Genomic DNA, 13951 nt, shown 5'->3' on the forward strand with positions numbered 1-13951 from the left:
CCGAATAATCATGAAAAAGTTTTTTGCTTTACTCTTGTTGATCTTTGCTGGCAGTACTTTGCTACATGCCCAGCAGGACGCTCAGTATACGCAGTACATGTACAACACGATATCGGTGAATCCAGCGTATGCGGGTTCCCGCGGGGTGTTCAGTATAGCGGCGCTGCACCGTTCTCAGTGGGTGGGCCTAGACGGCGCCCCTACGACGCAGACGCTCAATTTCCACACGCCGGTATCCAATAGGATAGGTCTAGGCCTTTCCATCGTCAATGACGAAATCGGTAACGGCACGAACCAGGACACCTACGTTGATGCGGCCTTCTCGTACACGGTAAAAACGTCTGACGAAGGTAAGCTTTCGTTCGGGCTAAAGGCCGGAGGCCATTTGCTTAACGTGGATTTCACGAAGTTGAGGAACTACGGTGCGGAGAGCAACCTGCCGAACATAGACAACAAGTTCTCGCCGAACATCGGAGCGGGGGTGTACTACCACACGGACCATTTCTATGCGGGGCTATCGGTACCCAACTTCCTCCAGACGGAGCATTTTGACAATTCGAACACGAACGCGAGTTCGTTTCTTGCCGAGGAGCGTATGAACTTCTACTTCATCACGGGGTATGTCTTCGATGTGAACGACCGTTTGAAGTTCAAGCCTGCTGGGCTTGTAAAGGTGGTCAAGGGAGCACCTTTGCAGATAGACCTGAGCGCGAACTTCCTTTTGAACGACAAGTTCTCCTTGGGAGCGGCCTACAGATGGGACGCCGCGGTGAGCGCACTGTTCGGTTTCCAGATAACGGACCAGTTCATGGTAGGCCTTGCCTACGATAGGGAGACCACGGACCTGGGAGCGACGAGGTTCAACGACGGGTCTTTCGAGATTTTCCTCAGGTTCGAGTTCCTAAACAGGTACAAACGCGTAATCACCCCAAGATTCTTCTAATAGACAAGCAGTCAAGACATGAAAAAATAAAATATATTTTCTGTGGCTGGCCGAAATGAATATGGTCTCATAGGCTAAAAGGCACAAATGGCCCTCTATCGGCATGGATCTCGCTAATTATCTGAACATCAAATCTATTTATTTTTACAAGTACTTTATCTGGGAGGATGCCCGTAGCAGTATCCAGAAGGTACTAGTGTTTACCAAAAAACAAACTTCTTGAGTTTTTTTAGTTCTATAACAGTTTCGTTCTTTACATTTGCAAAGTAAGCTTTAGGGGTGTTCCAATAAATTAGGAACTGAGACATACCCTTTGAACCTGATGCGGTTAGTACCGTCGAAGGGAAAAGTTGAATAACACCTCGAAATGGGTGTTTACAGCCTTTTCATTAGAATACTCTATTTTTTCTATAGGAGTGTTTTCTTTTCAAAGACCTTTTCTAGACTTCTATTCTTACAGCATAAAATCTATACTGTATGATAACTATTCACATGAACCAAAAGCGGTTAGAGGTCAACTCTAATACCACCATTTATCAATTTTTAAAACAAATTGATTCTTCTGTAAATGGTGTTGCGGTAGCTATAAACGAACAAATTGTATCCAAAAATAATTGGCAAACTCAAGAGTTAAAAGACCAAGATCAAGTATTGGTCATTCAGGCAGCTCAAGGTGGGTAATTGAAATACAATTTTAGCGCAAAGCAAAAAATCAATTGAATTTAGAAAACTATATAAACGAGTCAAAAGCAACTAGCTTGAAACTCCTAGTCAGAAAAAAATGAAAAGTAAAGACACTGCCCCAAAACAAAACCATATTACCAGACAGCCCTTTCCGAATTCAAAAAAAATCTATGTAAGCGGTAAGATTTATCCGGAGATTAATGTCGCTATGCGAGAAATAGCATTGAGCGATACCAAGGATTCTTTAACAGGAAAGTTAAAACCAAACGAATCTATCACGGTTTACGATACTTCAGGACCATATACCGATCCAGAAAAGAAAATTGACGTACATAGCGGAATCGAAAGAATAAAGGAGCAGTGGATTGTAGGGCGAGGAGATGTTGAGCAGCTAGACAGTTTTTCTTCGGAGTATTGTAACGAGCGTTTAAACGATAACAGTCTAGATCATATGCGTTTTTCACTCTTAAAAAAGCCGTTGCGTGCTAAGAAGGGGAAGAATGTAACACAACTACATTATGCCAAACAGGGTATAATTACCCCTGAAATGGAATACATTGCCATTCGTGAAAATCAGCGAATAGATGAAATGACGGAGATTACCAAGCAGCATAAAGGCGAGCATTTTGGTGCAGCAATTCCAGATAAAATTACACCGGAATTTGTGAGGGAAGAAGTGGCTCGTGGACGTGCAGTAATTCCATCAAACATCAACCACCCAGAAGCGGAACCCATGATTTTGGGTCGTAATTTCTTAGTGAAAATTAATGCCAATATTGGCAACTCGGCTACTACGTCCTCAATAGAGCAGGAAGTAGAAAAGGCAGTTTGGGCTTGTCGTTGGGGAGCAGATAATATAATGGACCTTTCAACTGGTCAAAATATTCACGAAACACGAGAATGGATTATTCGTAATTCACCGGTTCCCGTGGGTACCGTACCTATCTACCAAGCATTGGAAAAGGTTAATGGTGTTGCAGAAGACCTTACGTGGGAGATTTTTAGGGATACTTTAATTGAACAAGCAGAACAAGGTGTAGACTATTTCACTATTCATGCAGGCGTTTTGTTACGTTACGTGCCCATGACGGCGAAACGCGTTACGGGTATTGTTTCCCGCGGCGGGTCTATCATGGCAAAGTGGTGTTTGGCGCATCATAAGGAAAGCTTTTTGTATACTCATTTTGAAGATATTTGCGAGATTCTAAAGCAGTACGATGTTGCTTTTTCATTAGGAGATGGTCTACGACCAGGTTCGGTTGCGGATGCCAATGACGAAGCTCAGTTTGCTGAATTGGAAACTTTAGGTGAATTGACAAAGATTGCTAGGAAGCATGAAGTACAATGTTTTATAGAAGGTCCAGGTCACGTGCCCATGCACATGATTAAAGAGAATATGGAAAGACAAATTGAGGTTTGTGACGAAGCTCCATTTTACACTTTAGGCCCTTTAACTACCGATATTGCGCCAGGGTATGATCATATTACTTCAGGTATTGGTGCGGCTATGATTGGTTGGTTTGGTTGTGCTATGTTGTGTTATGTGACGCCTAAAGAACATTTAGGTTTGCCAAATAAGGATGATGTGCGTACAGGTGTGGTTACCTATAAATTAGCTGCCCATGCCGCGGATTTGGCAAAAGGACATCCAGGTGCACAGCATAGGGATAATGCATTGAGCAAAGCCCGATTCGAGTTCCGCTGGGAGGATCAGTTTAACTTGGGGCTAGACCCGGAATTAGCGCGCGAATATCATGATGAGACTTTACCAGCGGATGGTGCTAAAATTGCTCATTTTTGTTCTATGTGCGGACCTAAATTCTGTTCAATGAAAATATCTCAGGAAGTTCGTGATTTTGCGGCTGCTAATGATATTGTAGATAATGAAGTCATTCAAAAAGGGTTGGATGAAAAATCGCAAGAATTCAAGGATAAAGGATCAGAAGTATATTTGTAGTCCATAGTTTTATAGTATGATTATATTGATATCACCTGAAGAAGATACATCAAATGAAATAGACATACTTAATCGTTTGTTTAAGGAAGGGTTGGAATATTATCATTTAAGAAAACCTAATAAAGATCAGCAACAATATTGCGACTATTTGCATTTAATAGAAGAGAAGTATCACAATAAGATAGTGGTGCATCATCATCATAAACTGGTAAATACCTTTAACTTAAAAGGTATTCATTTTCAGGAACAGAAAAGGCGGGATAATATTGACAATCCAGGTCAGTATTTTTGTAACCTTAGTATGTATGGAAAAACCATTAGCTCTTCTTTTCATGAACCAGAAGAGTTAGAAGCTTGCGATTTTGAATTCGATTACCACTTATTGAGTCCGGTATTTTCATCCATTTCAAAGAAAGGATATGAGGGTAGGGGATTTAATGTAAACCATATTGATAAAAAAATTATTGGTATGGGTGGGGTAACCAAAAACAACTTGTCCGAAATTCAAAAATTAGGGTTTCAAGGCGTAGGAGTTTTAGGAGGAATCTGGAACAGTAAGACGCCTATTGAAAATTTTAAGGTGATGCAAGAATTTTATAGAAATAAGAGAAGATGAATATACCGAAACTACATTACATATCTCAAGGAAAGACACCTGAAGAACATCTGGAAAACATTCAGAAAGCCTGTACTTCGGGTGCTGAACTCGTGCAATTACGACTAAAGAACGTAAAGAAAAGTGTGGTGCTTAAAACTGCTGAAAAGGCACGTGAAATAACGGCTCATTTTCAAACACGGTTGATAATCAATGATCACTATCAAATCGCAAAAGAAGTAAAGGCTGACGGAGTGCATCTGGGTAAAACCGATGCTGACCCAGTTGTTGCTCGAAAACATCTTGGTGATTACTATATAATCGGAGGTACGGCAAATACACTAGATGATTGCTTGGCTTTGGTGAAAAAGGGTGTTAATTATATTGGTTTGGGGCCTTTCCGTTTTACGACAACAAAGGAAAATTTGAGTCCTATTATCCCACTTATCGGTTATCAAAGTATTGTAGAAGAATTGAAAAGTGATATGCCCATTATCGCCATTGGTGGAATTACCTTAGATGATGTACCGGAAATTTTAAAAACCGGAGTTTATGGAATTGCAGCATCAGGTGAAATCACTAAAGATTTTAATAAAATAAACACTTTTCATAAACTTTTAAAAGCACCTTCTACGAACGAACAGCTGTGGAATAGAGAAACAAATTTTTAGATATGGCAGATGCACTTCAAATAGCGGATAAGACTTTCAATTCAAGACTATTTACGGGTACGGGCAAGTTTTCGAGTTCCCAAAAAATGCGGGAAGCTATCTTGGCTTCGGAAAGTGAATTGGTTACCGTTGCGCTTAAAAGAGTAGAGGTAGAGAACAAGTCAGATGATATGCTACAAAGCTTAAATGCGGAACATATTAATCTTTTGCCAAATACTTCGGGAGTACGAACAGCTAAGGAAGCTATTTTTGCGGCACAATTGGCACGTGAGGCTTTAGAAACCAATTGGATGAAATTAGAAATTCATCCTGACCCAAGATATCTATTGCCAGACCCTATTGAAACCCTAAAAGCTGCCGAAGAATTGGTGAAACTAGGTTTTGTAGTGATGCCTTATATTCATGCAGACCCGGTATTGTGCAAACGTTTGGAAGATGTGGGTGTACAATGTGTAATGCCTTTGGGTGCGCCTATAGGGAGTAATAAAGGTTTAAAAACAGATGATTTTCTTAAGATAATTATTGAACAAAGTAATGTGCCAGTTATTGTAGATGCCGGTATTGGTGCGCCGTCTCATTCCGCTTATGCCATGGAATTGGGTGCGGATGCAGTTTTGGTGAACACGGCCATAGCAGTTTCCCAAAGTCCGGTTGAAATGGGAATAGCGTTTAAAATGGCGGTAGAGGCAGGTCGGATGGCCTACCGAGCTAAACTGGCACCAATGAAAGAAGTGGCAGAAGCAAGTAGTCCGTTGACTTCATTTTTAAACTAGCTCAGATTTATGTCCTTTAGAGAAACATTTGAAACATACGATTGGAATACGCTAGAGCGGGAAATTTATGCCGTGACGGAGGCTGATGTCGCATCGGTTTTAAAAAAGGACCTTATTTCTTTGGATGATTTTAAAACATTGATTTCTCCCGCAGCAAAACCTTTCTTAGAAGAAATGGCGCAACGCAGCCATGAGCTGACCAAGAAGCGTTTTGGGAATACCATACAGATGTATCTGCCCATGTATCTGTCCAACGAATGTCAGAACATTTGTACCTATTGCGGATTTAGTATGACCAACAAAATTCCTCGGAAAACCTTGAGCGATACGGAGATTTTAAAAGAAGTTGCGCATATAAAGGAATTGGGTTATGACCATATTTTATTGGTTACCGGTGAAGCTAATAGAAAAGTGGGCGTCGCTTATATAAAACATGCCATTGAGTTGATAAAAACGCATTTTTCTAATATCAGTATGGAGGTGCAGCCCATGGACCAAGAAGAATATGAAGAGTTGATGGAGGCTGGATTGTATGCTGTTTTGGTATATCAAGAAACGTATCATGAAGCTACTTACAAAGTCCACCATCCCAAAGGTAAAAAGTCGAATTTTCATTACCGATTAGATACCCCAGACCGATTAGGAAAAGCCGAAATTCATAAAATAGGTTTAGGTGCTTTGTTCGGTTTGGAGGACTGGCGGGTTGATAGTTTTTATACGGCCTTGCACTTAAAATATATGGAGAAGACCTACTGGAAAACGAAATACAGTATTTCATTTCCGCGATTGAGACCGCATCAAGGTGATGTACAGCCCAAAGTAGAAATGACAGATTCTGATTTAGTTCAACTAATTTGTGCATACCGGCTTTTAGATGAAGATGTAGAACTTTCCATGTCTACAAGGGAAAGTGAAACTTTCCGGAACAATATTATAAAACTGGGAATTACATCTATCAGTGCGGAATCTAAAACCAATCCGGGTGGTTATACAGCGGAACCGGAATCTTTAGAACAGTTTGAGATTTCTGATGAACGCTCTACAGCGGAAATTAAAGAAATGATAAAGAAACAAGGGTATGAACCTGTTTTTAAAGATTGGGAAATTTTTGCTTGATTTTGAGTACTATCGACTTAAAGAGTACCAAATATTTTGGTAAATCGTTCCGGTAAATTATCGATTATGTATACCTGCTCTTCTGTAAAAGGGTGTGTAAAATCCAGTGAATAGGCGTGTAAGTAGAGTCCTTTTCCCGTTAAGATAAGACCTTCTTTACCATACATCTGGTCTCCTAGAATAGGGTTGCCAATAGAAGCCAAATGTTTTCGTAACTGATGACGCCGTCCCGTTTTTGGGTCAAGTTTTACCAAGTTTAAAAAACCATACTTTTCCGAAGTCACTGATTGAATAACTTCAAAAAAACTTTCTGAAGGTTTCCCATCAATTGGAGCATTGATTTTTCCGTGCGGGGGCATTTCTCCAATAGTAACTGCATAGTAGACTTTCTGAATTTTTTTATTCTCAAAAAGTTGATTGAGATTACGAATGGCACTTCCTGTTTTTCCCGTTAACAATACACCTGTTGTGGCATAGTCCAACCTGTGTACAGGTTGTGGTTTGGTTACGTCAGTTAAAGCACTTGGTTGTAAGTTTTGAGGTAAAGCATGAGCTATGGTTTTAAAACCATTACCACTTACTAGAATCCCGGCAGGTTTGTGGAGTATAGCAAGATGTTCGTCCTCATACAGAACCTGCAATGGAAATACTAACTTTTTACTGGAACTTATTTCTTTCGGAATAGCTAATGTAATGGTTTCACCGCCGCGTATATAGGTAGCTGTCGTTGCAATTATATTGTCTACTTCCACATATTTTTTTTTGATAACTTTCTTTAATGCCGATTTGGTGGGAACGGACATAAAAATTCCAACTCCATACTCTTGAAGTCGGATTGGAGATGAAAGTGGCGGAACGATATGGCTTTTGATAGCCATTTTTTAACAGGATAAGTGAAATGTAAAGCTACTTAATTTTAGTAAGCATTCTTTCTTTAAGGAAATAAATCTACTCTTGTCTAATATATGGTTGACCAATCAAGCTCGTGTAAATCGGAATAACCCCACTCACCAAATCGTCCAAAGGGGAGAACTCCATTTTCTTTGAGTTTATCAATACTTTTAAGAGTGCTAGGTTCTGTTACAAGTTCTAAAGGATAACTCATGGGTACAAAGAGTTCTTGAGCAAATTCTAGTTCCTTTATGCTAGGAACCAATTCTTGAACTCTTTTCCTTATTTTTTCAATGGGTATTTGACCCTGTTTATCACTTCTTAATTGGGCGAGTAAAAAGTCATTTTTTATAGAGAAAATACGAAGAATATCAGAATTGAAATCGCAATCGTAGACTACTTGATTTTCGTCAAAACCGTCTTTATACTTAAAAAAATAAAAGTATGCGCTAGCGTAGTCGGTATTATGGTTATGCTTTAATCCGCAAAGGTCTAGCAAATAATGAAATGGTATAGTAGAAACCAATTTTTCATATTTAATAATACAGTCATTGGTATGCACCTCTTTTTTTTCAATATCTATTTTCTGAAGATTAGCAAAATTCAATACTTCAGGATTTAACTTGTTAATAGCATATTTAAAAATTGATTTTCCGTTTACATAACCTATTCTGGTATTACCGCTTTTGGATATGTAGTGTCTTTTAATTTTATCCTGAACTTGACTGAAAGGTTTCGAAAGCATAGAATCGCCCCATTGTTTCAGTCCAAGGCATAATCTCTGGTCAATACCTTGATTAGAGAGCATGAAAGATGCTAGTGAGCCCTGTTCTATAGTGTGGTCTTTATAATTAAAATTAGTCAGTTCGGAAAAACTAACCGAAATAGGCTTTTGTTTTGGTACATCATCGAATAAATCTGAATTGTAAAGCTCAGATTCTTCAACAGGAAAAATGGGTAGTGGGCTAAAACGGGTGCCTTCGTGTTCTATTGAAAAGATTGGTGTAGAATTCTCATTCCTAAGTATCAGAATATCTTCGTGATTGTTTGTTTTAAGTAATTTGTGATAGGCAATTAAAGAAGCATAACCATATCCTAATAAACAATTTTTAACGTGCACCGTTTTGGTATTCATGCAAAATGACTTTTTAATCGTTTAAAGCTTAATTTTTCGCTTCAAATATCAAGGTATTTATTTTATGTGCCCAATCTTTTGTAGTTAGGGCGAAGATAGTGTCATTAATTAAAATTGAAACGTTCAAATTAAAATAATCGATTAAAGTCCAAATGTATCGACCGAATTATGTTTTGTAAGAGTTTTAGATTTTAATTAGTATATGTTTTACACTTTAAATTTGCTCCTTATATTTGATGATTACAAAATCTGATGTAGTAAAATACTTATTATTATTATGAGGTATAAAACAATAGCTTTAATATAGTTTTAGAAAGTTAAGCAGTTCTAGCTAGCGGGAGTTTTATATCTATGCGCTTTGAGAAAAATAGCAGCTAAAAATTCGTATCAAATAGCTATGGCGAACACTTGGACAAATAAGATTAATGAAGTTACGAATCAGTTTTATTAAATCAGCAATTTATCTTCTAGCCGTGATTTTCTTTTGATCGTATTTTCTTTTAACCTTTATAAAATGGTAACGGACATCATCGTAAAATAAGCTACTTAGCAGAATAACAGCTGCTACTAGTAAAGTATTGAGTTTAAGATTTGCTCTGGAATAAAGAAATCCGCCTATTAATCCTCCACTAAAAAAGAATAGAATAATATAAATACGAAGTTTAATGGTGGACTTTAATTTTGCTCGGTTCGGGTGCAATCTTGGAAAAAATAGTTGGGATAATTCTATACCCAGATCGGTAAATAGTCCAGTTAAGTGGGTAGTTCTGACAACTGCATTAGATATTTTCGTAACATATGAGTTTTGAAGTCCCATGGCAAAAAGTAATGAACAAGCAATTATATCAGGATATTCAATAGCAATTAAATTACTTGTTAAGGCTATTGAGACTAAAATGACGCATTCTATTATCGTGGGAATAACAAATACGTTCAGTTTTTTATTAGCTTTAAATTTTTCTATCAGAAAGCTTGAAAGAAACGAACCGAAAAGAAAAGAAAAGAGATAGAGAAAATAAATAGTTCCTTTCCAGAACTTAAAATTTGCAACGTCATAAATGAACAGCGCAAAATGGCCTGTGACATTGGTAGTCAATTGTGTAATTGATAAAAATCCTGTTACATTAACGATGCCCGCTACTAAAGACAATACTGTAGCAATTTGCAGATTGTGCGTTAATGTCCTGCTTTTGCCTTGATGTCTGAACATTCACTCTTCATTTATCTAATTGCATAATACAAAGTTCTAACTTTTTTTAAGTCAAACACTTATTTTGATCTGTTATTTGCCAACCAAATCGTAAAGTCAGGACTGTCAATAGGCAGGGATAGTATATCTTAACGTACAATAATAAGCAGAAAGATTTCTTTTCTTAGTAGCAAAGGCGGTACGTATCTATCTGTTGATAATCATAATTTAAATGTAATGAAATTAGAAAAATCGGTAAGAGCAACCGGTTATACGAATTAATTAGACATTATTTTTCGAAAATACAATAGTCGATAAGCTCCAGCAAACATGTTGATTTACGAAATATAGAATCAGTTATTTTAGCATATTTGATAAGAGAGACTTTTTTTTAGATCATCTTAAAATCCAACAATAATTCTCCTTCAATTGAAGCTTGTAGATGGTCGCCTTTGAAGGTTTGTCCTGCTCCTGATGCGGGTGTGCCGGTAAATATCATATCTCCAGGATTTAGGGTCATAAAAGTGGATACAAAGCTAATTATCTCGCCAAAATTATAAATAATGAAATTGGTATTTCCTACCTGTTTTTGCTCTCCGTTTATTACCAAATCAAAATTGATATTGTTTAAGTCCGGAAAATCGGAAATAGGTTTAAAACTAGAAATCGGGGAGGCTCCATCAAATCCTTTGGCAAGTGCCCATGGTTGTTTTTTCTCTCTGCTTGCGGTAAGAACATCTTTTGCCGTGTAGTCAATACCAATGGCCATTTCGGAGATATATGAGTTTGCGTCTTCTAAGGCAATATCTTTTCCTTGTTTTCCGATTTTAACAACCAATTCTACTTCGTAAAAGAGCTGGTTTGTTATTGACGGAAAAACAATGTCTTTATTATCTGTAACTAAAGATGAATCTGGTTTTGTGAATATTAATTGCGTATCATTCTTTAGTCCGCTTATTTCAGATTTTTTGTTTACATAATTCTTTCCGATGCCTATAACTTTCATATTATTTAATTTTCCAGTGTTTGATTGATTATTAAAGCGCTAAAAATAGAGTTTTACGGGGTTTAGGTACTGTTTTAATTTAATTATTTATTCTTAAGGAATTTTTTCATAGACCTTTTTACCTCCAACAAAAGTTTGTAACACCATTACATCTTTAATTTTTTTTGGATCAAGAGTAGTCAAATCTTCACTTAGAACAACAAAATCTGCTAGTTTACCTTTTGCCAGAGTTCCTTTAATATTTTCGTCAAAAGAGCTGTATGCAGCATCTTTTGTGTAGGCTTTTAGTGCCTGCGATGCTGTAATCTTTTCCTTCGGAACCCATCCTTCAGGGTATTTTCCATCTAAGGTTTGTCGTGTAGTTGCAGCGTAGATACCAAGAATAGGAGAGGCAGGAGCTACGGGCCAGTCACTGCTAAAAACTACAGTTGCATTGGCATCTAACAGTGATTTAAAAGCATAAGTAGTCTTAATACGTTCCAGACCGATTAGTACCTCGGCCCATCTACCATCATCAATGGAATGGTAAGGTTGCATGCTGGCAATTACATTTAGTTTAGAAAACCTGTTTATATCTGTTGGACTCAAATGCTGGGCATGTTCAATTCTTAATCGTCTGTCTTTTTCGCCGTTCTTATGGATAATTTTTTCATAGCTATTTAACAAGGAGTTATTTGCCCTATCACCAATGGCATGAACAGTAATCTGAAAACCTTTTTCATCGGCCTCCATAATCCAATTGTTTAAGCTATCCTGATTAACAATTAAAAGGCCTTTACTATCTTTTGCATCTGAATAAGGTTCAATGAATGCAGCGGTATGCGAGCCTAAAGAACCATCAACAAAACCCTTGAGCAACCCATTTTTCAACCATTTTGACTTACTGGTATTTTTGGCCACGGATTTCCATTTTTTAAGAGGGTCAGCGGTGTAAACTCTAATTTTTAATTGATTATTGGTATACATATCATCCATTACCTCAAAACCTCCTAGACTATCTACATCATGAATGGTGGTAACTCCTTGTGAAAGTAAATACTCCTGGGCTTGGTTAATGGCATTTTCTTTTTCTTCTTTAGATAGGGAAGGTATTTTATTTAAAACCAGATACATGGCTTCGCTTTTTAAAATACCTGTTGGTTCTCCATTGGGGTCTTTAACTATTTCTCCATTTCCTACATTTGGTGTGTTTCTATCAATACCGGCAATTTTTAATGCTGCGGAATTAGCCAAAATCATATGACCGTCCATTCTATAGATAGCAACAGGATTTTCATGGGTGAACTTATCAATCCACTTTTTAGTGGGCAGTTCGCCACCCCATAGGGTATGGTCCCAATTTCCTTCTACAATCCATTGGTCTGGTTTTATTTTTTTTGTGAACGAAGCTATTCTGTCAATAAATTCTTTTTTTGTTTTGGCATCTCTCAATTGCACGCTTAAAAGGCTGTTGCCACCCATTAATAAATGTACATGAGTATCAATAAATCCCGGGGTAATGAAATTTCCTAGGGCATCAACAATTTTAGTGGATTCACTTTTAAATTTCATAACTTCTTTTAATGAACCAATAGCTAAAATAGAATCACCTTTAACAGCAATAGCTTCAGCCTTGGGGTTGTCAATATCTCCGGTCCAAATGTTAGCATTCGTAACTAAAAGGTCCGCAGAAGGCTTCTCTGTTGTACAGGAAGTTAATACAATGGTGATGAGAAATAATAAAAATTTATTCATTATGTTGAAGTTTAATATCCTTGGAGATTTTTTAGGTAGTTACTCTTTTTCATGTCCGTTTACGAATGTGGGTATAAAAATATCGTTCATTATTGCAAAAGCTAAATTAGCATCTTTTGAGTTGTATGCGCCTCCTGTGAATACAGCAACTAAATCCATTTCTGGAAGAATTATAATATACTGTCCTCCATTTCCGCTTGCAGTTTTAGAAGTTGTAAGCCTTTCACCTAATTTGAAAGGTATATTCCACCATAAATAGGCATAATCGTTTCCTGAAAGCTGTGTTTTGGTTGTAGTCGATTCTGTGACCCATTTCTCTGATATGATTTGCTTCCCGTTCCATGCTCCGTTATTTAGTATCAACTGGCCAATTTTAGCCATGTCGCGAGGTGTCATATATAATCTTTTGGCTGAGGGAATAACCTCTTTTTTTGATGTATGACCCCATCTTTTATTAGTGATTTTTAAAGGAACAAATAGGTATTTGTCAGCAAATTCATCAATTGTCATTCCTGATGCTTGACTAATTATTTCCGCTACCATGACCGTACCGATTGAACAGTAGTTTGATACCGTACCTGGCTCATAAACCATAGGTAAATCGATTGCATATTGCAGCCAGTCTTTTTGCCTGTATATTTTATCTTCTTGCCCTTCTGATTTTTTATCCCAGTCATTGCAATCAAGTCCACTAGACATGGTTAAAAGATTTTTTATGGTAATTCTCTTCTTCTTTAGGTCGAGGTTCTTTTGTGGGATAGGAGCTTTAAGGTATTTTGATATGGGGTCGTCAATGCTTTCAATAAAACCTTTATCAATAGCAATACCCATTAAAATAGACCTAATGCTTTTTGTTGAAGACCGAAGGTCATGAGGTTCATTTACAGAATATCCTTTAAAGTACTCCTCTATAATAAGTTCATTGTTCTTGATTAATAGAACGCTATGAATCTTGTTTTTTCTAGTTTTTATTTGATTGAATAATTTGTAAATCAATGTGGTGTCAACCTCTTGCGATTTAAGATTGATAGTTTTCCATCCATCACCTAAGACCTCTGGTTGGGAGTAGAGATAGCTTTCTTGAGCATAGCAAAGTGGACTTGCAAAAAGTACCAAAAGGATAAAAATCGCTATGTTTTTCATTATCAGGTATACATATTAAAATATGAAGGTACAGCGGATAAATTGGATGTTCAATTTCTATCTTAGATATTATCCATGTCTTTTTTGAGTAGCAGGTCTTATTCTTGTACTATA

Annotated in this window: 13 protein-coding genes and 1 riboswitch; of the genes, 7 read left to right on the plus strand and 6 right to left on the minus strand. The window is 37.3% G+C overall.

The features are described from left to right. Nucleotides 1–10 precede the first annotated feature (10 nt). From KO521_RS02375 to thiH, 7 genes are all read left to right on the plus strand, one after another. Nucleotides 11–943 (plus strand): PorP/SprF family type IX secretion system membrane protein, encoded by a 933-nt coding sequence (locus KO521_RS02375; RefSeq protein ID WP_215938302.1) that lies wholly within the window; start codon nt 11–13, stop codon nt 941–943. Between the two features lie 265 nt (nt 944–1208). Further along, nucleotides 1209–1306, plus strand: a riboswitch (TPP riboswitch). A 114-nt stretch (nt 1307–1420) separates the two neighbouring features. Continuing rightward, nucleotides 1421–1624, plus strand: a complete 204-nt coding sequence (gene thiS / locus KO521_RS02380) for a sulfur carrier protein ThiS (RefSeq protein ID WP_215938303.1) — start codon at nt 1421–1423, stop codon at nt 1622–1624. 100 nt (nt 1625–1724) lie between these two features. After that, a complete protein-coding gene (gene thiC / locus KO521_RS02385; RefSeq protein WP_215938304.1) occupies nt 1725–3584 on the plus strand; it encodes a phosphomethylpyrimidine synthase ThiC in 1860 nt (619 codons plus the stop codon). Between the two features lie 16 nt (nt 3585–3600). Then, nucleotides 3601–4200 (plus strand): thiamine phosphate synthase, encoded by a 600-nt coding sequence (locus tag KO521_RS02390; RefSeq protein ID WP_215938305.1) that lies wholly within the window; start codon nt 3601–3603, stop codon nt 4198–4200. After that, nucleotides 4197–4850, plus strand: a complete 654-nt coding sequence (gene thiE / locus KO521_RS02395; protein WP_215938306.1) for a thiamine phosphate synthase — start codon at nt 4197–4199, stop codon at nt 4848–4850. The genes KO521_RS02390 and thiE overlap by 4 nt, the downstream gene beginning before the upstream one ends. A gap of 2 nt (nt 4851–4852) precedes the next feature. Next, nucleotides 4853–5623: a thiazole synthase gene (locus KO521_RS02400; RefSeq protein WP_215938307.1), complete on the plus strand. Its 771-nt coding sequence runs from the start codon at nt 4853–4855 to the stop codon at nt 5621–5623. Between the two features lie 9 nt (nt 5624–5632). Continuing rightward, nucleotides 5633–6739: a 2-iminoacetate synthase ThiH gene (gene thiH / locus KO521_RS02405; RefSeq protein ID WP_215938308.1), complete on the plus strand. Its 1107-nt coding sequence runs from the start codon at nt 5633–5635 to the stop codon at nt 6737–6739. 17 nt (nt 6740–6756) lie between these two features. On the opposite strand, the gene KO521_RS02410 is transcribed toward thiH, so the two are convergent. The 6 genes from KO521_RS02410 to KO521_RS02435 all read right to left on the minus strand — a co-directional run bounded on the left by KO521_RS02410 (nt 6757) and on the right by KO521_RS02435 (nt 13837). Next, nucleotides 6757–7617 carry an RluA family pseudouridine synthase gene (locus tag KO521_RS02410; RefSeq protein WP_215938309.1) on the minus strand — a complete coding sequence of 287 codons (861 nt, stop codon included), beginning with the start codon at nt 7615–7617 and terminating at the stop codon, nt 6757–6759. Between the two features lie 80 nt (nt 7618–7697). Then, complete coding sequence (locus KO521_RS02415) at nt 7698–8765, minus strand: hypothetical protein (RefSeq protein WP_215938310.1); 1068 nt, start codon at nt 8763–8765, stop codon at nt 7698–7700. A 460-nt stretch (nt 8766–9225) separates the two neighbouring features. Further along, complete coding sequence (locus KO521_RS02420; protein ID WP_215938311.1) at nt 9226–9975, minus strand: YoaK family protein; 750 nt, start codon at nt 9973–9975, stop codon at nt 9226–9228. Between the two features lie 370 nt (nt 9976–10345). Next, nucleotides 10346–10960, minus strand: a complete 615-nt coding sequence (locus tag KO521_RS02425) for a fumarylacetoacetate hydrolase family protein (protein ID WP_215938312.1) — start codon at nt 10958–10960, stop codon at nt 10346–10348. A gap of 93 nt (nt 10961–11053) precedes the next feature. Then, a complete protein-coding gene (locus KO521_RS02430) occupies nt 11054–12694 on the minus strand; it encodes an amidohydrolase (protein ID WP_215938313.1) in 1641 nt (546 codons plus the stop codon). Nucleotides 12695–12733: 39 nt separating this feature from the next. After that, complete coding sequence (locus KO521_RS02435) at nt 12734–13837, minus strand: serine hydrolase domain-containing protein (protein WP_215938314.1); 1104 nt, start codon at nt 13835–13837, stop codon at nt 12734–12736. Between the last annotated feature and the right edge of the window lie 114 nt (nt 13838–13951).

Source organism: Zobellia uliginosa, assembly GCF_018860745.1.
Classification (GTDB): domain Bacteria; phylum Bacteroidota; class Bacteroidia; order Flavobacteriales; family Flavobacteriaceae; genus Zobellia; species Zobellia uliginosa_B.

Excerpts from the sequence above, each read along its gene's own strand:
- KO521_RS02375 (WP_215938302.1), top strand. The coding sequence starts at position 11 with ATGAAAAAGTTTTTTGCTTTACTCTTGTTGATCTTTGCTGGCAGTACT.
- thiS (WP_215938303.1), top strand. The coding sequence starts at position 1,421 with ATGATAACTATTCACATGAACCAAAAGCGGTTAGAGGTCAACTCTAAT.
- thiC (WP_215938304.1), top strand. The coding sequence starts at position 1,725 with ATGAAAAGTAAAGACACTGCCCCAAAACAAAACCATATTACCAGACAG.
- KO521_RS02390 (WP_215938305.1), top strand. The coding sequence starts at position 3,601 with ATGATTATATTGATATCACCTGAAGAAGATACATCAAATGAAATAGAC.
- thiE (WP_215938306.1), top strand. The coding sequence starts at position 4,197 with ATGAATATACCGAAACTACATTACATATCTCAAGGAAAGACACCTGAA.
- KO521_RS02400 (WP_215938307.1), top strand. The coding sequence starts at position 4,853 with ATGGCAGATGCACTTCAAATAGCGGATAAGACTTTCAATTCAAGACTA.
- thiH (WP_215938308.1), top strand. The coding sequence starts at position 5,633 with ATGTCCTTTAGAGAAACATTTGAAACATACGATTGGAATACGCTAGAG.
- KO521_RS02410 (WP_215938309.1), bottom strand. The coding sequence starts at position 7,617 with ATGGCTATCAAAAGCCATATCGTTCCGCCACTTTCATCTCCAATCCGA.
- KO521_RS02415 (WP_215938310.1), bottom strand. The coding sequence starts at position 8,765 with ATGAATACCAAAACGGTGCACGTTAAAAATTGTTTATTAGGATATGGT.
- KO521_RS02420 (WP_215938311.1), bottom strand. The coding sequence starts at position 9,975 with ATGTTCAGACATCAAGGCAAAAGCAGGACATTAACGCACAATCTGCAA.
- KO521_RS02425 (WP_215938312.1), bottom strand. The coding sequence starts at position 10,960 with ATGAAAGTTATAGGCATCGGAAAGAATTATGTAAACAAAAAATCTGAA.
- KO521_RS02430 (WP_215938313.1), bottom strand. The coding sequence starts at position 12,694 with ATGAATAAATTTTTATTATTTCTCATCACCATTGTATTAACTTCCTGT.
- KO521_RS02435 (WP_215938314.1), bottom strand. The coding sequence starts at position 13,837 with ATGAAAAACATAGCGATTTTTATCCTTTTGGTACTTTTTGCAAGTCCA.